This is a genomic window from Mesorhizobium sp. USDA 4132, assembly GCF_056279545.1.
The window spans coordinates 2,670,835-2,691,221 of sequence record NZ_JBWCCP010000001.1; the positions used below are offsets into that span (position 1 = coordinate 2,670,835).

Annotated in this window: 22 protein-coding genes; 15 read left to right on the top strand and 7 right to left on the bottom strand. The window is 62.2% G+C overall.

The genetic code is table 11. The annotated features are described in order from the left end of the window. Window positions 1-84: 84 nt before the first annotated feature. Both ACZ9IU_RS13600 and ACZ9IU_RS13605 read right to left on the bottom strand, forming a co-directional pair. Entirely contained in the window at window positions 85-1,677 is a 1,593-nt protein-coding gene (locus ACZ9IU_RS13600) for an ABC transporter substrate-binding protein (protein ID WP_038543754.1), read from the bottom strand. Continuing rightward, window positions 1,674-2,234: a MarR family winged helix-turn-helix transcriptional regulator gene (locus tag ACZ9IU_RS13605; RefSeq protein ID WP_038543756.1), complete on the bottom strand. Its 561-nt coding sequence runs from the start codon at window positions 2,232-2,234 to the stop codon at window positions 1,674-1,676. The genes ACZ9IU_RS13600 and ACZ9IU_RS13605 overlap by 4 nt, the downstream gene beginning before the upstream one ends. A 202-nt stretch (window positions 2,235-2,436) precedes the next feature. Between ACZ9IU_RS13605 and ACZ9IU_RS13610 the strand changes: the two genes are divergently transcribed. From ACZ9IU_RS13610 to ACZ9IU_RS13635, 6 genes are all read left to right on the top strand, one after another. Beyond that, window positions 2,437-3,138 (top strand): creatininase family protein, encoded by a 702-nt coding sequence (locus ACZ9IU_RS13610; protein WP_038543758.1) that lies wholly within the window; start codon window positions 2,437-2,439, stop codon window positions 3,136-3,138. 72 nt (window positions 3,139-3,210) lie between these two features. Next, window positions 3,211-4,182: an ABC transporter permease gene (locus tag ACZ9IU_RS13615; RefSeq protein ID WP_038543760.1), complete on the top strand. Its 972-nt coding sequence runs from the start codon at window positions 3,211-3,213 to the stop codon at window positions 4,180-4,182. Next, window positions 4,182-5,057 carry an ABC transporter permease gene (locus ACZ9IU_RS13620; protein WP_038543763.1) on the top strand — a complete coding sequence of 292 codons (876 nt, stop codon included), beginning with the start codon at window positions 4,182-4,184 and terminating at the stop codon, window positions 5,055-5,057. The genes ACZ9IU_RS13615 and ACZ9IU_RS13620 overlap by 1 nt, the downstream gene beginning before the upstream one ends. Further along, the gene (locus tag ACZ9IU_RS13625) at window positions 5,054-6,769 is read left to right on the top strand and encodes a dipeptide ABC transporter ATP-binding protein (protein WP_038543764.1); all 1,716 of its coding nucleotides are present in this window, start codon (window positions 5,054-5,056) and stop codon (window positions 6,767-6,769) included. The genes ACZ9IU_RS13620 and ACZ9IU_RS13625 overlap by 4 nt, the downstream gene beginning before the upstream one ends. Window positions 6,770-6,787: 18 nt before the next feature. After that, window positions 6,788-7,672 (top strand): polysaccharide deacetylase family protein, encoded by an 885-nt coding sequence (locus ACZ9IU_RS13630; RefSeq protein ID WP_038543766.1) that lies wholly within the window; start codon window positions 6,788-6,790, stop codon window positions 7,670-7,672. Beyond that, complete coding sequence (locus ACZ9IU_RS13635) at window positions 7,665-8,420, top strand: SDR family NAD(P)-dependent oxidoreductase (protein WP_244447504.1); 756 nt, start codon at window positions 7,665-7,667, stop codon at window positions 8,418-8,420. The genes ACZ9IU_RS13630 and ACZ9IU_RS13635 overlap by 8 nt, the downstream gene beginning before the upstream one ends. 4 nt (window positions 8,421-8,424) lie before the next feature. On the opposite strand, the gene ACZ9IU_RS13640 is transcribed toward ACZ9IU_RS13635, so the two are convergent. Together ACZ9IU_RS13640 and ACZ9IU_RS13645 are read right to left on the bottom strand one after the other, a co-directional pair. After that, on the bottom strand, window positions 8,425-8,742 hold the full coding sequence (locus ACZ9IU_RS13640; protein ID WP_038543770.1) for a hypothetical protein: 318 nt from the start codon (window positions 8,740-8,742) through the stop codon (window positions 8,425-8,427). A 65-nt stretch (window positions 8,743-8,807) separates the two neighbouring features. After that, on the bottom strand, window positions 8,808-9,737 hold the full coding sequence (locus tag ACZ9IU_RS13645) for a LysR family transcriptional regulator (protein WP_038543772.1): 930 nt from the start codon (window positions 9,735-9,737) through the stop codon (window positions 8,808-8,810). An 87-nt stretch (window positions 9,738-9,824) separates the two neighbouring features. On the opposite strand from ACZ9IU_RS13645, the gene ACZ9IU_RS13650 reads away from it, so the two are divergent. Further along, window positions 9,825-10,730: a DMT family transporter gene (locus ACZ9IU_RS13650; protein WP_038543774.1), complete on the top strand. Its 906-nt coding sequence runs from the start codon at window positions 9,825-9,827 to the stop codon at window positions 10,728-10,730. 65 nt (window positions 10,731-10,795) lie between these two features. Here the strand turns inward: ACZ9IU_RS13650 and ACZ9IU_RS13655 are convergent, their stop codons facing one another. Then, window positions 10,796-11,407, bottom strand: coding sequence for a DUF922 domain-containing Zn-dependent protease (locus ACZ9IU_RS13655; RefSeq protein WP_038543777.1), 612 nt, complete (start codon window positions 11,405-11,407; stop codon window positions 10,796-10,798). A 186-nt stretch (window positions 11,408-11,593) separates the two neighbouring features. Between ACZ9IU_RS13655 and ACZ9IU_RS13660 the strand changes: the two genes are divergently transcribed. The 7 genes from ACZ9IU_RS13660 (at window position 11,594) to ACZ9IU_RS13690 (ending at window position 17,521) form a co-directional block, all read left to right on the top strand. Next, window positions 11,594-11,923 carry a hypothetical protein gene (locus tag ACZ9IU_RS13660; RefSeq protein ID WP_038543779.1) on the top strand — a complete coding sequence of 110 codons (330 nt, stop codon included), beginning with the start codon at window positions 11,594-11,596 and terminating at the stop codon, window positions 11,921-11,923. Between the two features lie 68 nt (window positions 11,924-11,991). Beyond that, window positions 11,992-12,627, top strand: coding sequence for a TetR family transcriptional regulator (locus ACZ9IU_RS13665; RefSeq protein ID WP_038543781.1), 636 nt, complete (start codon window positions 11,992-11,994; stop codon window positions 12,625-12,627). 95 nt (window positions 12,628-12,722) lie between these two features. Continuing rightward, window positions 12,723-13,565 (top strand): metallophosphoesterase family protein, encoded by an 843-nt coding sequence (locus ACZ9IU_RS13670; protein WP_038543784.1) that lies wholly within the window; start codon window positions 12,723-12,725, stop codon window positions 13,563-13,565. Between the two features lie 22 nt (window positions 13,566-13,587). After that, entirely contained in the window at window positions 13,588-14,895 is a 1,308-nt protein-coding gene (locus ACZ9IU_RS13675) for an ABC transporter substrate-binding protein (RefSeq protein ID WP_038543786.1), read from the top strand. A gap of 80 nt (window positions 14,896-14,975) precedes the next feature. Then, window positions 14,976-15,926 carry a carbohydrate ABC transporter permease gene (locus ACZ9IU_RS13680; protein ID WP_038543788.1) on the top strand — a complete coding sequence of 317 codons (951 nt, stop codon included), beginning with the start codon at window positions 14,976-14,978 and terminating at the stop codon, window positions 15,924-15,926. After that, entirely contained in the window at window positions 15,916-16,779 is an 864-nt protein-coding gene (locus ACZ9IU_RS13685; RefSeq protein WP_038543790.1) for a carbohydrate ABC transporter permease, read from the top strand. Before ACZ9IU_RS13680 ends, ACZ9IU_RS13685 begins: the two co-directional genes overlap by 11 nt. A gap of 1 nt (window position 16,780) precedes the next feature. Then, on the top strand, window positions 16,781-17,521 hold the full coding sequence (locus ACZ9IU_RS13690; RefSeq protein ID WP_038543793.1) for a tyrosine-protein phosphatase: 741 nt from the start codon (window positions 16,781-16,783) through the stop codon (window positions 17,519-17,521). A gap of 37 nt (window positions 17,522-17,558) precedes the next feature. On the opposite strand, the gene ACZ9IU_RS13695 is transcribed toward ACZ9IU_RS13690, so the two are convergent. Then, on the bottom strand, window positions 17,559-18,530 hold the full coding sequence (locus tag ACZ9IU_RS13695) for a S1C family serine protease (RefSeq protein WP_038543795.1): 972 nt from the start codon (window positions 18,528-18,530) through the stop codon (window positions 17,559-17,561). A gap of 100 nt (window positions 18,531-18,630) precedes the next feature. Beyond that, window positions 18,631-19,428, bottom strand: coding sequence for an NAD-dependent epimerase/dehydratase family protein (locus tag ACZ9IU_RS13700; protein WP_038549346.1), 798 nt, complete (start codon window positions 19,426-19,428; stop codon window positions 18,631-18,633). 198 nt (window positions 19,429-19,626) lie between these two features. Between ACZ9IU_RS13700 and ACZ9IU_RS13705 the strand changes: the two genes are divergently transcribed. Next, window positions 19,627-20,379: a FadR/GntR family transcriptional regulator gene (locus ACZ9IU_RS13705; protein ID WP_038543797.1), complete on the top strand. Its 753-nt coding sequence runs from the start codon at window positions 19,627-19,629 to the stop codon at window positions 20,377-20,379. Window positions 20,380-20,387: the final 8 nt, after the last annotated feature.

Here is a 20,387-nt window from a genome sequence, read left to right on the forward strand (position 1 = left end):
ATCCTTCTCCCCGTCTGAACTTGAAGGCTTTCAGAAAAACGGCCGGGCGAGAGGCCCGGCCGGTAGCTCGCAGGTTGGGATGGCTTATTTCGCCGGGCGGATGTTCATTGCCAGCGTGTCCTCGTCGGAACGGGGAACGATGGTAATGCCCTTCTTCATGCCCCAGGCCGAGACGGTCGAGGCAATCGCCAGATAAGGCCGATCGGTCGATACCAGGGCATTGGCATCCATCAGGAACTTTTCACGCTTCTTTGGGTCCATCTCGACGGCGGCGTCCTCGATCAGCTTGTCCATCGTCTTGTTGGTGTAACCGCGCAGATTGAAGGCACCGAGCTTTGTATTCGGGTCGTTGCTATGGGCAAGCGACGACAGCGTGTAGTTCGATTCACCCGTCAGCGTGCCCCAGCCCGACATGGTCATCGAGTAGTCGCCGCGCGTGTTGGCCGGGAAGAACACGGCACCCGGCTGAGAGTTCGCTTCCACCTGGATGCCGACCGCGGTCAGCATCTGGGCGATCGTCGTGCCCACATCCTTGTCGCCCGGCAGGCGGTCGTTGGTGAAGGAGAAAGTCACCTTGAAGCCATTAGGATATCCCGCTTCGGCGAGCAGCTTCTTGGCCTTTGCCGGGTCGGCCTTGGTGGATTTGACGGCCGGGTTCCAGCCGAAAATGTTGGGCGTCACGAGCTGCGACTGAACGGTGCCCATGCCTTCCATGGCGATCTCGGTGATCGTTTCGCGGTCGATCGCCAGATCGAAGGCTTCGCGCACCTTGGGATCGAGGAAGGGGTTCTTCGGCAGCGGCGAGCCGTCCTTGGCGCTCACCTGCGGCGGCTTCTCACGGAAGTCGAAGGCGATATTGAAGAGGTAGACGCTGTTCTGGCGCACGACGGTGAGTTTGGTGTCCTTCTCCAGTGTCGGGACGTCGGAGGCAGGGATGCGCGAGATCAGATCGACCTGGCCGGCTTTCAGCTGCGCAACGCGGGCCGCATCGTTCGGGATCTCCTTGCGGGTGACCTTGTCCCAGGGTTCCTTCTCGCCCCAGTAGCCGTCGAACTTCTGCAGGACGAGCTGTTCTTTCGGCGTCCAGGAGACGAACTTGTAGGGGCCGGTCCCAATCGCCGCCTTGCCGGAATTGAAGCCTTCCGAAGCCTTGTCGGCGTTGGCGGAAAAGTCCTTGGCAGCCGTATGCGATACGATGAACAGGCGGATGAAATCGTTCGGCAAGTTCGGCGCGGGGCCGTCGGTCTTGATACGGATCGTCAGCGGATCGACGATCTCGATGCCCCGCACGCGGCGGACATAGATGGTGGTCGGGTTCGGGCCGGTGACGGCCGGAATACGCTCGATCGAGAACTTCACGTCCTCGGCCGTGAAGTCGGAGCCGTCATGGAATTTGACGCCCGGGCGAAGCTTGAATTCCCAGGTCGTGCTGTCGATGGCCGTCCAGCTGGTTGCAAGGCCCGGCTCGAGCTCGAGGTTGTTGCCGGATTTCACCAGCGAGTCGTAGATATGCTTGACCGCCTCGGCGTGGGTGCCGGCGGCAGTGAAATGCGGGTCGACTGACAATGGGCCGGCGCGAACACCGATCGTCAGGTCGGCGGCAAGTGCCGCACCCGAAACGCCGCCGAGCAATACGGCGGCGAGAGCCGCCGTGCGGAATGTCTTCAAAATCGTCATTGTTCGTTCTCCTCTATATTTATCATTGGGGGCCAGTTGGGTGAGTCCACGACGACTTTCGCCAGCAGTTCGGAGAGCATCAGCTTTTCGGCAGGCGTCAGCCCCGACAGCATGACCTTTTCGCGCTCCACCATCGGCTGCATGGTTTCGTCGACAATGCGCTTTCCTTCGTCGGTGATGTAAAGGACGAAGCTTCGAAGATCCGCCGCATCGACCTCGCGCCGGATGATGTTCTTGTCGACGAGCTTCTGGATCGCCCGGCTCATCGTATTCTTGGGGAAACCGGAGGAGCTGCTGATGGCGCTTGCCGTCAGTCCGTCGGAAAGGCCGAGCGAATAGAGAACAACGAATTCCGGCCGGGCGAGCCCGTACTCTTTTTCGATCCAGCGATAGATCGGCTCGTTGAACAGCAGCGCCAGGAAATTGATGCGAAAGGAAAGCCAGCAGGGGTTCTGCCATAGCTTCACGGACACCAGATCATCGACGCCGTGATTGCCGGCGGCCGCCTTGCCGCCCTGCTTGAGGAGCGCATCGAAGGATGAGATTTCCAATTGCAACGCCGTCAGCTCCCGCAGAAATCCTACCTGGATTTTGTTCCGTATGGAACTTGACGATAGCTTATTTGGCTGTCAATCTCTTTTTTTAGTTCCGTATGGAACTTTGCACTTGATCGGCGCAGCGCCTGTCAAGGCACATTTTTTGTGCGCAAGCGTGAGATCTTGGTCAAATTTTGCGCAGTAGGGATGCAGGTGGAAATTTATGAAGATCGCGGACATGAACTGGATGCAGGTGGAGGAACGGACGGTCGAGGATGACCGCTGCATACTTCCGATCGGCAGCGTCGAGCAGCACGCCTATCTCAGCCTCGCGACCGACATGATCCTTGCCGAAAAAATCTCGCTCGATGCGGCCGAGCCGCTCGGCATCCCGGTTTTCCCTGTCGTGCCCTATGGCCTCGCCTCGTCGTTTGCGACCTTTCCCGGCACGCTGACGCTGACGCTCTCCACTTATATCGGCGTGATCCGCGACCTGATGGACAGCATCCATCGCTCCGGCTTCCGCCGCATCCTGATCGTCAATGGCCATGGCGGCAATACCCCAGTGACAGCCGTCATCTCCGAATGGCTGAATGCGCATCCTGATGCCTCTGTGAAATTCCATGACTGGTGGCGGGCGCCCAAAACCTGGGCAAAGGTGCAGGAAACCGATCCCGCCGCCTCGCACGCCTCCTGGATGGAAAACTTCCCCTGGACGCGCACCACCGACCAGCGTCAGCCGACCAACGCCAAACCGAAGGTGGATTTCGCCGGCCTCGCCCGCGTCGACGCGGCCCGCAAGCGCGCACTCCTCGGCGACGGCAACTATCACGGCCTCTACCAGCGTCCCGACGAGGACATGCTGGCGATCTGGGACGTGGCCGTCGCGGAAACCCGCGAACTTCTCGAAAACGACTGGCACTGACGGCCAGGCCCTTCGGCGCTTGGCTCCACGAAACCCGCAGAAGACGGGACAGAGGGATAAGACGGGGAACATATGTTAGGTTTCATCTTGCAGCGCCTGTGGCAGGCGGCGATCGTGGTCATCGCGATGTCGGCGCTGGTCTTCTGCGGCGTCTATGCCGTCGGCAATCCCATCGACGTGCTGATCTCTCCGGATGCGACGCAGGATATTCGCGCCGCGGTGATCGCCCAATACGGACTGGACCAGCCACTCTGGCGTCAATATTTCGCCTTTCTCGGCAGGCTGATCGAAGGCGATTTCGGCCGCTCGCTCGTCTACAGCATGCCGGTCAGCCAGCTCATCCTCACCCGCCTGCCGGCGACGCTGGAACTGACGCTGGCAGCCGTTCTATTTGCCAGCCTCGTCGGCATCCCGATCGGCATGTATGCTGGCTACCGCCCGCATAGCCTGATTTCCCGCGCCATCATGGCGATCTCGATCCTCGGCTTCTCGGTACCGACCTTCTGGTTCGGCCTGATGCTGATCATGGTGTTTGCCGTTCAATGCGGCTGCATGCCGGCTGGCGGACGCGGCGAGACGGTCAGCCTCTTCGGCGTCGATTTCAGCTTCCTCACCGGCGACGGGCTTTCGCATCTCGTGCTGCCGGCGCTGAACCTGGCGCTCTTCAAGTTCTCCTTGATGATCCGGCTTGCCCGCGCCGGCACCCGTGAACTGATGCAGAGCGACACGGTGAAATTTGCCCGCGCCGCCGGCCTGTCCGAGTTCACGGTGCTGAGCCGGCATGTGCTGCGGCTGATCTCCATTCCGCTCGTCACCGTCTTCGGCCTGGAGCTCGGCTCGACGCTCGCCTTTGCGGTCGTCACCGAAACCATCTTTTCCTGGCCCGGCCTCGGCAAGCTGATCATCGACAGCATCACCTCGCTCGACCGGCCGGTCATGGTCGCCTACCTAATGCTCGTCGCCTTCCTATTCATCGTCATCAACCTGATCGTCGATTTGACCTACGCGCTGCTCGATCCGCGCCTGCGAAAGGGACGTGCCTGATGCGCGATACTCTGCTTGGCCGTTTCCTCGAGGAATTCTTCCGCAACAAAGTCGCGACGGGCGCCGCGATCGTCGTCCTGCTGATCGTCCTGACCGCGATCGTCGCGCCGCTGGTCACCCCGCAGGACCCCTATGACCTGACCAGCCTCGTGCTGCGCGATGCACGGCGTGCGCCGGGTTATGTCGGTACTGGCGGTTACACCCATTGGCTCGGCACGGACTCGCAAGGCCGCGACCTCCTGTCTGCGATCATCTATGGCCTGCGCATATCTTTGCAGATGGGCGTGATCGCTGGCGGTATCGCCTTCGTCATCGGCGCGGTGGTCGGCTGCTCGGCTGCCTATATCGGCGGACGTTTCGAAAGCCTCGCGATGCGCATCATCGACCTGCAGCTTTCCTTCCCGGCAATCCTGCTCGCCTTCGTGATCGCAGCCCTTCTCGGACAAGGGCGTTACCAGCTGATCATGGCACTGATCTTCGCGCAGTATGCCTATTTCGCCCGCACCGCTCATGGCGCGGCGTCAGCCGAACGGCAGAAGGATTATGTCGAGGCCGCGCTCTCCATACCGCTGTCGCCCTGGCGCGTCGTGGTCAAGCACATCCTGCCGAACTCGCTGCCACCGCTGATCGTCGTTGCAACGGTGCAGGTGGCGAGCGCCATCTCGCTCGAAGCCACCCTCTCCTTCTTAGGCGTCGGCCTGCCGCCGACCGAACCGTCGCTCGGCATGCTGATCGCCAACGGTTTCCGGTACCTGCTCTCCGGCCGTTATTGGATCTCGATCTATCCCGGCGTGGCGCTGATCCTGTTCATCGTCTCTCTCAACCTCGTTGGCGACCAGATCCGCGACCAGCTCAATCCGAGGCTCCGCCGATGACTGAAACGACGCGTGCTCCGCTTCTCGAAGTCGCCAACCTCAGGACCTGGTTCCCGAGCGGCCGCGGCGAGATCAAGGCAGTCGACGGCGTCTCGTTCTCGCTGGCGCCCGGCGAAGTCCTCGGGCTCGTGGGTGAATCCGGTTCCGGCAAGTCGATTACCGGCTTCTCGATCATCGGCCTGATCGACGAGCCCGGCCGCATCGTCGAGGGTTCGATCAAGCTCGAAGGCCGCGAACTCATCGGCCTGCCCGCCCATGAGCTGCGCGCCATCCGCGGCAAGACCATTTCGATGGTCTTCCAGGACCCGATGATGACCTTGAACCCGGTCTTGAGCATCGGCACCCAGATCAGGTTGGCGCTCGAAGCGCATGAAAACATCAGCGCATCGGATGCGCGGGAAAGAGCGATCAAGGCGCTCGCCCAGGTCCGGATCAGCGAACCGGAACGCAAGGTGGATTTCTTCCCGCATCAGTTTTCCGGCGGCATGCGCCAGCGCGTGGCGATCGCCATCGCGCTGCTGCACCGGCCGAAACTGATCATTTGCGACGAACCGACGACGGCGCTCGACGTGTCGATCCAGGCGGAAATCCTTGCCGAGATGAAGGAATTGGTGGCCGAACTCGGCACCGCGCTGATCTGGATCAGCCATGATCTCGCGATCGTCTCGTCGATCGCCGACCGCGTCGCGGTGATGAGGTTCGGTAATATCGTCGAAATCGGCCCGGCGCTCGGCGTGCTCACCCGCCCGCAGCACGACTACACCAAGGCGCTGCTTGACGCGCTGCCGTCGCGCGCCAAGCCCGGCCAGTTGCTGCTGCGCGGCAGCGGCATTGCGGATGCGGCCCCGCCGCCGCGCAAATCGGCGACATTGAACCTGCCGCCGCTCGGTAGCCCCTATCTTGTCATCGACAACGCGATGAAGCGCTTCGAAAAACCAACGGGCCTTTTTAGAAACCTGGCGATCAAGTCCGGCATTTCCCAGCCGGTGCCGGTCGTCCGGGCGGTCGACGGCGTGTCGATCACGCTGAAGCGTGGCGAAGTGCTCGGCCTTGTCGGAGAATCCGGCTCCGGAAAATCGACGCTCGGCCGCATGGCGGCAGGCATCACGGCCCCAACCTCCGGAACGATCCGTCTCAACGGCAAGCCGGTCATCAGCGACGGCCGCAATGCGCGAAAAATCACCACCCGCATCCAGACGATCTTTCAGGATCCGTTCGCCTCGCTCAACGGCCGCATGCGGATCGGCGATATCATCGCCGAAGGTCCGCTTGCCCATAAGCTGGTGACGCGAGCCGAAGCGTCGGTCTACGTCAAGGAATGGCTGGCAGCGGTCGGGCTCGATCCCACTTTCGCCAACCGTTTCCCGCACCAGTTCTCCGGCGGCCAGCGGCAGCGCATCGCGATTGCCCGCGCGCTCGCCATGCAGCCGGATGTGGTCGTCTGCGACGAACCCGTCGCCTCGCTCGACGTGTCGATCCAGGCGCAGATCATCAACCTGTTGATCCGCCTGCGCGCCGAGCTCGATCTCTCGCTGATCTTCATCAGCCACGACCTGTCCGTCGTCCGGCATCTCTGCGACCGCGTCGCGATCATGTATCGCGGCAAAATAGTCGAGGAAGGCGTGGTATCGACGATCTACGCCGATCCGCAGCATGATTATACCAGGCGGCTGCTCGCGGCCGTGCCGGTCCTGCCTGAGGCGGCAGAATAACAAAAGGGAGAACGGAACATGGAACCCTGGGAATGGGACGAAGCCACCTGGCGCGGCAAGGTCAACAAGGTGCGCGCCGGCCGCTCGCTGAAGCCGAAAGCCTGGAAGGATGGCGCGCGCTGCGCGGTCGCCCTTTCCTTCGACAGCGACCATGAGACCAACGAACTTCGCGACGGCGGTGAATCGATCGGCCGCATGTCCCAGGGGCAATACGGCAACCGCATGGGGGTGCCGCGCATCCTCGAAACGCTGAAGAACGCGGACGTCCCGGCGACCTTCTTCGTGCCGGCCGTCGCGGCCCTCCTCTATCCGGACGAACAGCGGCGTGTCATCGCCGAGGGCCACGAAATCGGCCTGCATGGCTGGATCCACGAGGTGAACACCAAGGTTCCCGCTGACAAAGAACGCGAACTGCATTTCCGCGCCGCCGATACGCTGGAAAAGATCACCGGCATCCGTCCGGTCGGCATGCGCACGCCCTCCTGGGATTTCTCCTATGAGACGCTGAAGATCGAGCGAGAGCTCGGGCTGATCTACGATTCCTCGCTGATGGCCGACGACGACCCTTACGAACTGGTCGAGGACGGCGAACCGACCGGTCTGGTCGAACTGCCGGTCGAATGGATCCGCGACGACGCGGTCTATTTCAACATGAACCGGTTTACGGCGCTCCGCCCTTATACCCCGCCGACCTCGGTGCTCGATATCTTCAAGCGGGAATTCGACCGCGCCTATATCGAGGGCGGGCTGTTCCTACTGACCATGCACCCGCACGTGTCCGGTTACCGCTCGCGCATCTTCGTGCTGGAGGAGCTGATCAAGCATATCCAAGGCCACGAGGGCGTGTGGTTTGGCACCCATGCCGACATCGCCCGTTTCGCCAAGGCGAATGGTGGTGCGTGATGTGTCCCGCAAGGTTGCTCTGATAACCGGCGGCGGACGCGGGATCGGACGGGGCTGCGCGCTTGATCTTGCCCGTCACGGCTTCGATATTGTCCTCGTCGACCTGATCGAAGAAGACCTCGCCCGCACGGCGCAGGAAATCCGCGACCTCTCCTGCGACGTCCTGACCTTCATCGCCGATGTCCGTGACCATAAGCGCGCGGCGGAAATCGTCCGCGAGGTGGATGAGAAATGGGGCCAGATCGACGTCCTGTTCAACAATGCCGGCCGGTCTATGGCGAAAGGTATCGAGGAGATTTCCGAGGAGGAATTCGACGCGACGATCGACATCAACCTCAAGGGCGCCTTCAACTATATCCAGCCGACGGTGCCCGTCATGCGCCGCAACGGCGGCGGACGGATCGTCAACATGTCATCGATGAACGCCCATACCGGCGGCGTCACCAGTGCGGTCAGCAAGTTTTCCTATACGGCAGCCAAGGCCGGCATTCTCGGCATGACAAAGGCACTCGCCAAGGAACTCGGCCCGGAGATCGTCGTCAACGCGATCTGCCCCGGCGTCATCAAGACCGAGCGCTCGAACGCGATGATCGAAGCCCGCGAGGCGCAACTCGCAGCCGGCATCACGCTGAAGCGAGTCGGAACGCCGCAGGACGTTGCAAGCGTCGTCACCTTCCTCGCGACATCCGAACCGAACTTCCTGACGGGTCAGGACATCCAGATCGACGGGTTCCAGTGGGTCCGCTGACCTCTCAGCTTCGATCGACGAGGATTTTCATGATCGCCACCCGCTCGGGCAGCTCGACGAGATAATGCGGATCGCGATCGAGATGATGCACCTTGTTCGGATCGCCGCCGGTAAAGGCTGCCATGGACTCGAAGTCGGGCCAGTAGGAGGTCGTCACGAACTCCGTTTCGTCGCCGAGGTCCTCCCGGAAAAGCTGGACCGCAAGCGCGGTCTTGACGAGCGGCGGAATGCCTGTCTCGAGTAGATAGGCCTCGTATTCGTCGGCAATTGTGGTGCGTGTACGCCCCCGCCAAATCCTCGCAATCGTCGCCTTTGTGCTCATGGGATGCTCCTCATATCCAATTTTCGGAGCAACTAGAGCCGGAGCAGCATTTGCCAATGGGGCCGCTAACCCCTTCCCCGCCCAGGCGCGATGAAGGCAGTGATAGCCGCCTCGTCTAGCCCGGCCTCCAGCAGGAAGCGCTGGGAAAACTCGGCAGCGGAAGCTTTCATCGCGTCGTTCGGACGGATCAGATGGAAGGCGACGTGGTGATCGATGGCTCTCTCGGATACGATGACGACCCGGCCGGAGGCAAGCGCCGCGTCCGCGAGCGGCGGCCGGGCGAGCGCGATGCCGAGGCCATGCGCGCAGGCGTCGATCACCAGGTTATAATCCTCGAACCGCCGGTCCTGCCCGCGCGGCACGTAATCGAGATTTTCGACGGCCAGCCAGCGCCGCCACGCCTCGACATTGGAATCGTGCAGGATCGGGAGTTCCAGCAGAGATTTCGCATCTGACCTCCCACGGAGACGTTCGGCGATGGCCGGAGCGGCGATCGGCACCAGTTTCTCCTGCCAGAGCGGCAGGCTGCGCACGCCGGCCCATGGCCCCTTGCCGCAACGGATTGCCAGGTCGATGCCCTCGCTGAAATCCGCCAGCCGATGTTCCAGGATCAGTTCCAGATGGATGTCGCTGGCCTCCAGCTTCGGCATCCGCGAAAACAGCCAGAGCGAGGCAACCGACGGCGTCACCGAAAGCCGCACGACCGCCTTGTTGCGGCGGGGCAGCCACCGCTCGTCCGTATCCCCGAGCAGAGCCAACGCTTCCTCCGCGCGGGCGAAAAACCGCGTGCCTTCCGGTGTCAGCGTCACACCCCGAGCCTCGCGGGAGAAAAGCCGTACGCCCATCCAGCGCTCCAGGCGGGATATCTGCCGGGAGACGGCACCGTGGGTGACCCCGCCCTCTTCCGCCGCGGCGGAAAACGATCCGAGACGCGCGGCGCGGGCGAAGGTCTCAAGCGTATCAAGTGGTGGCAAAGTCTGCGAGCTGTGAACCATAGGCACATATGATCATCGATTACGGTGCTTTTCAAGCACGGATGAGAGGCGCTAAATCCTGACTTCCAAGCTTCGAGGGAGAAAGAGATGAGCACGGTCGCCATGAATACGGGAACGGACGAAAGACAGGGATTTGATGTGATCGCCTTCCTGGCGATCCTGGTGACCATCGTTTTCTGGGCTTCGTCCTTCGCCGTCATCCGCATCGCGCTCGGGCCGCTGACGCCGATCGAGCTTGCGACGGCACGTTATGTCCCGGCCGCGTTGATCGCCGTAGTCTATCTTGTCGCTGCCCGACCAGCCCTTCCGGCCAGAAGCGATCTGCTTCGCCTTGGCGTCGCGGCCGTGCTCTTCATCGCCGCCTATGCCGTTCTCCTCAATATGGGTGAGCGAACCGTGGCGGCTGGCCCCGCGAGCTTCATCATCAACACCATGCCGGTCTTCACCGCCCTTATCGCCACCTTCGCGCTCGGCGAACGGTTCGGCCGCTGGGGCTGGTTCGGAACGGCGATCTCCTTTGCCGGCGTAGCGCTGATCGCTGCCTCCGGCGACGACGGGTTCGATCTCGATCCGAATGCGATCCTCATTCTCGGCGCCGCCCTCTGTTCGGCGATTGCAAGCGTGCTGCAGAAGCCGATCCTCGGCCGCATGCCCGCCTTGGCGGTCACCGCTTGGCTGATGCTGATCGGCTCCATTCCGCTGCTGCCGGCGGTACCGTCCACCTTGCAGGCGCTTGCCGCCGCCCCGGCAGAGGTGAACTGGGGCATCGTCTATCTGGTGCTCTTCCCGACTGCGATCGGTTATGTCACCTGGGCGATCGCCTTGAAGCGCCTATCCGCCGCCCGGGCCTCCAATTTCCTTTACGGCGTTCCCCCGACCGCAACCCTGATCGGTTTCCTCTGGCTCGGCGAGGTGCCGACCCTGATCGGCGCGATCGGCGGCATCATGGCGATCTTTGGCGTGCTCGTCGTCAACGTCATGCGCAAGAGATAGCTTCCGCAGAATTCATGGGAAAAACAGCGCCTTCCGGCCAATTACTGAATCAATCTTACAGCAGACTATTTACCGTTGCCGTTCACCAGCTGCAGGATGAGCTGGTGGACGTTGCCGCCCTCGCTCATTTCCATCCGGTCGTAGTCATTGCTGCGCTTCTGCTGCGCCTTCGAAATCTCGCCGAGCTTGGCGGTCAATTCCGTCCTGATTTTCATGCATTGCGGATCGTTGGCGACACTGAGACCCACGCTCACCCGCTCGATCTCCTTCACCATGTCGGTGATGATCACCCCGTGAACCAGTTCGTGCTTGTAGACGCCGGCGATGAAGACATCCCATTTCTTCTTCAGATCGGGAGCAAGCGCCGACGCCGGCTTTGGCAGCGTATAGGTAATGATCAGCTTTGGCCGCGCCGAAACCAGCGTGCAGGCGCCGTCAGGCTGCGGCCGGTAGTCACGGGTCCAGGTAAGCTTGAAATTGGTGTGCGCGATGGTGCGAACCTCCTTGCCGATCTTCGGCCCGCGCTGTCCGATGGAAGCGTAGAGATCGACGCCGGAATCGCCTGTGATGGGATAGGTCTGGACCTGCTCGACCGGCTGCCACTGGCTCTGCGCCGACGCCTCCACGGGCACCATCCCAAGGCAGAGGGCCGCGAGAATTCCTGCACCTATCTTCACTCTTTTCCTCCCAATCGCGTTGCTGCGGCGAACCTAGAGATGCCACAGCGCCGTTTCAATTCGTCAAACTTGTTTTCCGTGAACGCTGTCCATCACGACTTTTGTTCCAGGCCCTTGCCATATTTTCTTCAAAATGGATGATGACAGTTATGTGACTAAGTGTTTGACTTGGCATGGGGGAGTTGAATGGGAGAGAAACGAAAGGTCTATGAGGCCTTGGTCGACGGCGCGATGGATGGCCTCACCGACGACGCTCTGTTCAAGTTCGTTACCAGACGCTGCCCAAAGACATCGAGCAAGAAGATCGTCCGGGCAGCGCTGCTGGGACTGACCGACCCGCACCTTCGTGACAAGAACATCCTCGATACGATCTACGCCCTTGCCATCAAACACCGCATGGACGAGTTTCGGGATGGCGAGGATGCGGATGACGAAAGAGACAGCTGGCCCGCGCCCTTCGCCCGCGAGCCCGACAAAAAGACGGTCCGCCCCGACTTGGCCCCCGACTTGTCCTAGGCCCTCTTCGCACTGTCATCCACCATACACAAACGCGCCTTAGACTTGCGATCGTCGAGGGTGAGTTCATGCACGGCCGCGCCAATCTCACAGCCATGAGGCTCATGGATGCCTGCGAGCATCTGCTTTGCGAAGCCGAGGCTTTCGAGGATCTGACCGCGCGGCGGATCGCCGTCGAAGCGCATGCGACCCCTTCCGCTATCAGCTATCATTTCGGCTCGCAGGAAGAACTGGTGGCGGCGGTCGCAGAGCGTGTCTACCGGCGGCTGAATGCCGAGCGGTTGAGCCTGCTTCGCAAAGCCGTCGACCGGCGGGCGCCCGATCCGCCCGACCTTAATGAAGTCATCGCGGCTTTGGTTGGCCCGTCGATCCGCTGGAGCCTCGACCCGACCTCCAGTTATCCGGTCCTGTCGCATTTCACCTCGATGGCGAAGACCCACCGGGAACGCGCACCGCACTACCGCCGCATCATCGACGATGTCGAACATCATCGGGCCTTCGTCCCGCATCTCAAGCGGATCGCGCCCTGGCTGGACGAGGTCGACATCGGCTGGCGGCTCAATTGCGCGCTCGGCATCCGCTCGCAGGTCACCCGCTCCCGGTCGCGTACGCAAGTGCTGACCAATTACGGCATCGACCTCGACGATCCGGAGATCGTCATCGCCCGCATGGTCGAGGTGATCGCACCGATGTTCCGCCGCTGAAACGGTTTCGAACGGCATTCGAAATTCGTCACGAGCAGGAAACAAACCCCTTCTAACGGTCCTCCTGACGAAACCGTCATCCATGGAGGCATCCGGTGCGACGCGAAACGACATTCATCCATCTGACCGACCTGCACATCGGCACCGCCGACGACAGCCATCTGCACAGCGACACGACCGAGACGCTGCATCAGGTGCTCGATCTCGTCGCGACCGTGACGCCGAAGCCGCAATTCGTGATCGCCAGCGGCGACCTTACCAACCGCGGCGATGCGGAGAGCTTTCGCGGGTTGAAGGAGATCATCGACGCCAGGATCGACGTCCCGGTCATCTATGCGCTCGGCAATCACGACACCCGTCCCGGCTTCTATGAGGGCATGGGCATCGAGGCCGACGATCCGGATGCGCCCTACGACCACGACACGATCATCGACGGCATCCACATCATCACCATCGACTCGACGACGCCAGGCCTGATCGGCGGCACGATCGATCCGGAACAGTTCGACTGGCTCGCCTCGACGCTCGACAGCCATCCGGACCTGCCGAAGCTGATCGTCGTCCACCACCCGCCGGCGCTCGGCGAGGAAGCCGATGCCGCCCATTGGCGGACGATCCATTTCCCCCAGTCGGAACGTTTCCGCCAACTGCTGAAGGGCCGCAACATCATCGGCATTCTGAGCGGCCATATCCATCACGACCGCGTCTCGGTCTGGCATGGCATCCCGGTGGTGGTCGGCACCGGCCAGCACGCCGCCACCGACATCCTGCGCACGGACATCCTGCGCATGGTGCGCGGCGCCTCCTTCGGTATCGGCACCATCCGCCCGTCGGGCCTCACCATGGCCTTCGTGCCGCTGCCGTCCGACCGCGCCGAACTCAACACCTATCCGCTGGAACTTCTGATGGCTCGGGCAATGCCCGTCGCCGCTGAATAACCCTCACCCGGAGACACGCAAAATGCTGCGCAGAACCACGCTCAAGCTGATGGCGACGCTCACCGCCGCCTCGATGTTGCCTCTTGGCCTCCCGGTCGGCGCCCTCGCCGAAATGCCCGCCACGGTCGACAAGCCGGTGACGATCAGCTTTTACAATTACAACCTCGCCTCCGCGAGCGCCGGCGCCGATGCCACCAGGGAACTGATCGCCGGCTTCGAGAAGAAATTCCCCAACGTGAAGGTCGAGACGGTGGCCGTACCGTCGAACGAGATCATCAACCGCGTCCAGGCCGATATCGTCGCCGGCAAGCAGCCGGACGTCGCCCAACTCACCTTCCGCGACCTGATCTTCATCGCCAGCGACCTCGGCGGCAATGCGCTCGAAGACATGGTGAGCCCGGCGGAACTGAAAGAACACCTTTCCGGCATGATTCCGAAGGGCCTCGAACTCGGCAAGGTCGACGGCAAGACCTATGGTCTCGCCTACACATTCTCGACGCCTGTCCTCTATTACAACGGCGACCTCTTCAAGCAGGCCGGTCTCGACCCGAACAACCCGCCGAAAACCTGGGCCGACGTCAACATCGCCGGCAAGGCGATCAAGGAAAAGACCGGCAAGAACGGCTTCTTCCCGGGAGCCTACGGCCCGAGCGACGGTACCTTCGTCTACCAGGCGATCGTCATGTCGAACGGCGGCAAGGTGCGCGACGGCAACAAGCTTACATTCGCCGACAAGAATGCCGCTGAGGCCGTCAAGATGCTGCGCGACATGGTCGATAGCGGCGCCCATGCCAAGATCGATCCGGCCAGCGGTTCGGACACCTTTGCCGCCGGCAATCTCGGCATGTTCGTCTATACCACCGCGACGCTAGGCGCCTATAAGAAGGCAGCCCAGGGCAAGTTCGACCTGCGCATCGCCCCTATGCCGTCCTTCGGCGAAAAGCCGACCGCTCCGACCAATTCCGGCAGCGCCCTGTTCGTCTTCAGCAAGGATCCGGCCAAGCAGCGTGCGGCCTACGAACTCCTCAAGTACCTGACGAGCAAGGAAGCCTACACGATCATCACGAGCAAGATCGGCTATCTGCCGCTGCGCCTCGATATCGTCGACGACCCGAACTATCTCGGCCCCTGGGTCAAGGAAAACCCGATGTTCCGCGCCAACCTGGAACAGCTGAACCGCCTCACCGCCAACGTCGCCTTCCCCGGCCCGAACTACCGCCAGGTCGAGAAAATGATGATGGACTCGGTCCGCGAAGCCGTTTTCGGCAAGGGCGATCCGATCGCCACGCTGAAAGCCGCCCAGGATCAGGGCCAGGACCTGATGCCGTAACCGTTACGAGGAGATGCCGGGCGGGTCTCGCTTTCCGTCCGGCATCGTTGTCCCCTAGGGATCCTTTCGGGGAAAATTCCATGACCGATATCCAGGCCGATCTCGCAAGACCGCTCCCCCTTGCCCGAGCGCCAGCAGCGGCGCGCCAGCGCAGTACGTTCACCGTGCAGCCCTGGCTCTATCTCGCGCCGGCGCTTTGTCTCCTCATGATGTGGACCTATGTGCCGCTGGTCGAAGCCTTCCAGCTCTCCTTCTACCAGTGGAACATGCTGCCGACCGCGCCGCAGCGCTATGTGGGCCTGACCAACTACCAGCGCCTGTTCGCACTGCCCGAGATGCGCGCCGCCCTCTGGAACACGCTTTTCTACATTCTCGGCCTCTTCCCGATGTCGGTGATCATTCCGCTCTTCGTGGCGATCTGGACCCAGGATCTCGAAGGCCGCGCCCGGACCATCTATCGCGCGCTGATCTTCGTGCCGATGATCGTAGCCCCCGTGGTCGCTGCCATCCTCTGGCGCTGGCTACTCAACGAGGACCAGGGGCTGATCACGCTCGGCCTAGAGACGATCGACCTCGGCCGCATCGGCTTCCTGACCGACCCGAGATACGCACTTGCAACGCTAACCTGGATCACCGGCTGGAAGCTGATTGGCTTTTCCACCCTCTTATTTTCCGCAGCCAATGCCGGCATCAACCCCTCCTATATCGAGGCGGCGCGCATCGACGGCGCCAGCCGCTGGGGCATCATCCGCGATATAAGACTGCCGCTGCTTTCGCCGACCATCCTGCTTCTGTCGATGATGACGATCCTGTTCGGGGCGCAGTGGAGCTTTGCCTATATCAACGTGCTGACCAATGGCGGCCCGCTGAAATCGACCACCAACATCTTCTACCTGCTCTGGGAATACGGTTTCCAGACCATGTCCGCCGGCTGGAGCTCGGCGGCCGGCATGATCGCCTTTGCCGGTTTTGCAGTCATCGCGGCGGGATGCATGTGGCTGACCAAGAGGTTTGCGATCTATGACAACTGACGCCTCCCCTGACGGCATTGCGTTCGCCTCCCGCGGTCTCAAATCCGGTGGCATCCGCCGGCTTGCAGTGCATGCGGTGATGATCCTTCTGTCCTTGCTGTCGATCTTTCCGATCTACTGGATGATCGTCACCTCGCTTCGGCCGGAAAACGAGATCTTCTCCACGTCGCTCTGGCCCAGCAATCCGTCGCTCGAAAATTATGTCTTCGTGCTGACCCGCATTCCGATGATGGGCATGCTGGTCAACACCACGATCGTCTCCGCAGCGACCGCCCTTCTGCAGGTCGTGACCGGCCTATTCGCGGCCTATGCGCTGGTGCGCTGGCGCATGCGCCTTTCTGGCGTCATCCACGGGCTTATCGCGCTCTCCTGGCTGGTGCCGTTCCAGGTCACGATGATCCCGAACTACGTGCTTGCCTCGCGGCTCGGCCTCCTCGATACGCTGACCGGTCTGATTGTGCCGAATGCGGCGCATGCCTTCGCGATCCTGCTGCTCTACAATGCGATGCGCTCCTTCCCGACCGAAATCCTCGAAGCGGCGCGCATCGACGGCGCCAGAAGCTGGAAGATCCTCTGGCAGATCGTCGTGCCGAACATGGGCGCGCCGATCGCCTCCCTGTCGATCATCGCCTTCATCTCCGCCTGGAACGAGTATTTCTGGCCGCTGCTGCTGTCGCGCAAGCCGGAGAACTCCGTCGTCCAGATCGGCCTGCAGATGTTCATGACCCAGGAGGGCAATCTCTGGGGGCCGCTGATGGCGGCTGCGGCACTCGCCAGCCTGCCGATCCTGATCATCTACCTGGTCCTGCAGCGCCACGTCATCGAATCCTTCATGAAATCCGGAATCCGCTGATATGCTAAGCTACGAACGGCTGATCGCGCTGGAAGGCGCCCACAATGTCCGCGACCTCGGCGGCTATCAGACCGCACATGGCGGCCTGACCCGCTGGCGCTCGATCCTGCGCGGCGACGCATTGCACCGCCTCAGCGGGCCCGACATCGAAACCTTGCTGGAGAACGGACTGCGTACCGTCATCGACCTGCGCAACGCCCACGAGATCGCCGCCGAAGCCAACCCCTTCACCGGTCACACACGGGTGCGCTACCACAATACGCCGCTTTTTTCGGCTCTGGCGCCGGTCGAAATGATGGCCAATGCGGTGGCGAGCTTCGACATGGGCGACCGGTATTGCCAGGCGATCGACGACTGCCAGCCGGCGATTGCCGAAGTCCTGAAGACCATTGCCGACGCGCCGGACGGAGCGGTGCTCTTCCATTGCAGCGCCGGCAAGGACCGCACCGGTGTGATCTCGGCCCTGCTGCTTGCCAATGCCGGCGTCGATGAGACGACGATTGTCGATGATTACGCCCTGACGGCGACCATCTCCGGGCCGCTGATCGCGCGCCTCAGGGACCGAGCCCTCGGCCGCGGCACGGCGCCCGAGCTGGTGGACATCGTTCTTGCCTCTGAGCCGCGCAGCATGCGGCAAGCGCTGGACCATATCCGTTATCACCATGGCGGCGTCGAGGCCTACCTCTCTTCGCTCGGCCTCGATGAAACCGAGCGGGAAAGGCTTCGCAACCGCCTGGCCTAGGAGCTCGAGGCCGAGAACCTGAGAAGAAACGCAGTGCTCAGTTCTGCGGCCGTGCGGCCGGAACCAGCATGCGGTCGACGATCCGCGAGTCGAGGTCGTAGACGGAGATCGGCGTCTGCTTGCCGATCCGGGTCCCGTCCAGCAGACGGATCAGATCATCGGCGCCGCCGACGGGCTGGCCGTCGATCGCCAGGATGAAATCGCCCTCCTTCAAGCCCGCCCGATCGGCCGGGCTGCCCGGGTCGATGCGGCGGATGCGCACCGTCGTCTCCTGCAACATGCCGGCCTTCACCGCGACGCGGCGCGGCAGTGCGGTCGTATCGACGACGATGCCGATAAAGGCACGCCGCACATGGCCGAAACGCAGGATCTCAGAGACGACGAAATTGGCCGTATTGGAGGCGACCGCAAAGGCGATGCCCTGCGCGCCGCGGATCACTGCCGTGTTGACGCCGACCACCTCACCGGAGGCAGACAGCAGCGGTCCGCCGGAATTGCCCGGATTGAGTGCCGCATCGGTCTGTACGACGTCGTCGATCAGCCGGCCGGTGGACGACCGCATCGATCGGCCGAGCGCAGATACGACGCCCGATGTCACCGACCAGTCGAAACCGAGCGGATTGCCGATCGCGATCGCGATATGGCCGCGCCGCAATTTCTGGGAATCGCCAAGCCGTGCCCAGGCCTGGACGTCCATGTCGGCACGCACCAGCGCTATATCGGTATCGGCATCGCGGCCGAGAACAGCGCCCTGCCCGACTGCCCCGTTGGCGCTGCGGATACGGACGGTCTTGGCGTCGGAAACGACGTGGTGGTTGGTGATGATCAGGCCGTCGGGCGAAATCGCAAAGCCCGACCCGTGGCCTCCTTGGCCGGCAACGCCGCCCAGCCGCTCGATGCGGCTTACGGCAGGACCGACGCGGTCTACCGCGCCGGCAACCGTCTCCGAATAGGCGTCGAGAAGCACGCTATCTTCGGGGACGGGAGGATTGATATCGATAAATCCCATCACAAGAACTCCGGAAAACACCTTCTCGGAAAAGGGAAGGTTATAGAAGAAGCTGATGTGGTGGGCCTAAAAGGCAGAAACAAGAACCATCCGCGTGGGCTCAGTCCTCGGCGAAGATCGGGTCCTGGGTGAACATGCCGCCCTGGTAGACCGCAAGCGCCGAGGTCGGTTCCGGGCGCGGAATGCTGGCTTCCAGTTCCGCGCGATAACGTTCTGCATTGTCCTTCGGCTTCCAGCCGAGATAGGACGCATGTGAATTGTCCCACCACTTGCTGTCATTGTCGGAAATGCCCCAGATGATCGGGCAGCCGAGCATCGGCGTCCGGAACACGCAGTCGATCAGCGACACGAAGTCGTCATGCGACATCCAGCCGGACAGCATGCGGTGGTTGATCGGCTTTTCGAAGCAGCTGCCGATCCTGACCAGCGCCGTCTCCTGGCCGAATTTTTCGAAATACATGCGCGCCAGAGCCTCGCCGAAACATTTCGAAACGCCGTAGAGCCCGTCCGGCTTCATCGGAGCCTTGACGTCGATATGCTCGTCCTGCCGGTAAAACCCGACGACATGGTTGGAACTGGCGAACAGGATGCGCGGCTGGCCATGGGCCCGGGCAGCTTCGTAGAGATTGTAGAGGCCGAGCAGGTTGGCATTGAGGATCTTCGAAAACTTGTCCTCCACCGAAACCCCGCCGAGATGCAGGATACCGTCGCAGCCCTCGACCAGCTTCATGACCGCATCTGCATCCGCGAGATCGCAGACGACCAGCTCCTCATTTGGGCCGGCAGTGCCGAGATCGACGATATCGGACAGGCGAAGCGTTTCGGCGAACCCGGCAAGACGGCTACGCATGGCGCGTCCGAGGCCGCCGGCGGCACCGGTGATCAAAAGTCTTTTCAAGAAATCATCCTCCGAAAGCGGCCCGTCGGCCGCGGCAATCCAGTTCATTGGCCAACTTGTTCGTGACAAGCTTCAATACTTATCATACATGTTGAGAAAGCTCGGTCAACAAGTCGGAGCCGGCTTGGCGCGGTCGCTTAAGCTTGACACGCGGGTTGACGCGATATTGTGATGCGCCGCCGAGCAGGGAGGAATGAAATGAGCGTAGAAACCAGACTCGATACCGGCAGGGGATCGAGGACGCTAGTTTCTCGCCTCGGAGAAACGTTGCGCCAGGCGATTGCAGCGGGTCAGTTTCCGCCGGGCTCGCGCCTGCCGAGCGAAGCACAGCTGACCGAGGCGCACGGCGTCAGCCGCACCGTCGTCCGCGAGGCCATCGCATCGCTGCGCGCCGACCGCCTTGTGGAAGCCCGCCAGGGCGCCGGCGTCTTCGTGCTGGAGCCTTCGCGCAACGTGCAGCCGGTCATGCTCTCCCTCTCGAATATCGATCTCGCCCGCGTATCCTCGATGATCGAGCTCCTGGAGCTCAGAACCGCGGTGGAAGTCGAGGCTGCAGGGCTTGCGGCCCTTCGCCGCTCCCCTGCACAGGAAGAGGTCATTCTCGATCGCCATTATGCGGTCCGCGCCTGTCTCGAGGCCGCAAAACCGACCAGCGAGGCGGATTTCGCGCTGCATCTTGCCATTGCCGAAGCTACCAACAATCCCCGCTTCCGCGAATTCCTGACGATGATCGGCCGCAGCCTGATCCCGCGCGCAGCATTACGCCCGGACGATTCGGAGGCCGACCAGGCAGCCTATATCAAGCTGCTCGACGAGGAGCATAATGCCATTGTCGTGGCGATTTCCGACGGCGACGAAGACCGTGCCCGCGACGCCATGCGCCGGCATCTGCGGGGTGCGCAGCTGCGTTATCGCACCCTCCTCCGGGAGCTTCGGGAAGCTGTAAGATGACTTGTTGA

Excerpts from the sequence above, each read along its gene's own strand:
- ACZ9IU_RS13600 (WP_038543754.1), bottom strand. The coding sequence starts at position 1,677 with ATGACGATTTTGAAGACATTCCGCACGGCGGCTCTCGCCGCCGTATTG.
- ACZ9IU_RS13610 (WP_038543758.1), top strand. The coding sequence starts at position 2,437 with ATGAAGATCGCGGACATGAACTGGATGCAGGTGGAGGAACGGACGGTC.
- ACZ9IU_RS13615 (WP_038543760.1), top strand. The coding sequence starts at position 3,211 with ATGTTAGGTTTCATCTTGCAGCGCCTGTGGCAGGCGGCGATCGTGGTC.
- ACZ9IU_RS13620 (WP_038543763.1), top strand. The coding sequence starts at position 4,182 with ATGCGCGATACTCTGCTTGGCCGTTTCCTCGAGGAATTCTTCCGCAAC.
- ACZ9IU_RS13625 (WP_038543764.1), top strand. The coding sequence starts at position 5,054 with ATGACTGAAACGACGCGTGCTCCGCTTCTCGAAGTCGCCAACCTCAGG.
- ACZ9IU_RS13630 (WP_038543766.1), top strand. The coding sequence starts at position 6,788 with ATGGAACCCTGGGAATGGGACGAAGCCACCTGGCGCGGCAAGGTCAAC.
- ACZ9IU_RS13640 (WP_038543770.1), bottom strand. The coding sequence starts at position 8,742 with ATGAGCACAAAGGCGACGATTGCGAGGATTTGGCGGGGGCGTACACGC.
- ACZ9IU_RS13645 (WP_038543772.1), bottom strand. The coding sequence starts at position 9,737 with ATGGTTCACAGCTCGCAGACTTTGCCACCACTTGATACGCTTGAGACC.
- ACZ9IU_RS13650 (WP_038543774.1), top strand. The coding sequence starts at position 9,825 with ATGAGCACGGTCGCCATGAATACGGGAACGGACGAAAGACAGGGATTT.
- ACZ9IU_RS13660 (WP_038543779.1), top strand. The coding sequence starts at position 11,594 with ATGGGAGAGAAACGAAAGGTCTATGAGGCCTTGGTCGACGGCGCGATG.
- ACZ9IU_RS13665 (WP_038543781.1), top strand. The coding sequence starts at position 11,992 with ATGCACGGCCGCGCCAATCTCACAGCCATGAGGCTCATGGATGCCTGC.
- ACZ9IU_RS13675 (WP_038543786.1), top strand. The coding sequence starts at position 13,588 with ATGCTGCGCAGAACCACGCTCAAGCTGATGGCGACGCTCACCGCCGCC.
- ACZ9IU_RS13680 (WP_038543788.1), top strand. The coding sequence starts at position 14,976 with ATGACCGATATCCAGGCCGATCTCGCAAGACCGCTCCCCCTTGCCCGA.
- ACZ9IU_RS13685 (WP_038543790.1), top strand. The coding sequence starts at position 15,916 with ATGACAACTGACGCCTCCCCTGACGGCATTGCGTTCGCCTCCCGCGGT.
- ACZ9IU_RS13690 (WP_038543793.1), top strand. The coding sequence starts at position 16,781 with ATGCTAAGCTACGAACGGCTGATCGCGCTGGAAGGCGCCCACAATGTC.
- ACZ9IU_RS13695 (WP_038543795.1), bottom strand. The coding sequence starts at position 18,530 with ATGGGATTTATCGATATCAATCCTCCCGTCCCCGAAGATAGCGTGCTT.
- ACZ9IU_RS13705 (WP_038543797.1), top strand. The coding sequence starts at position 19,627 with ATGAGCGTAGAAACCAGACTCGATACCGGCAGGGGATCGAGGACGCTA.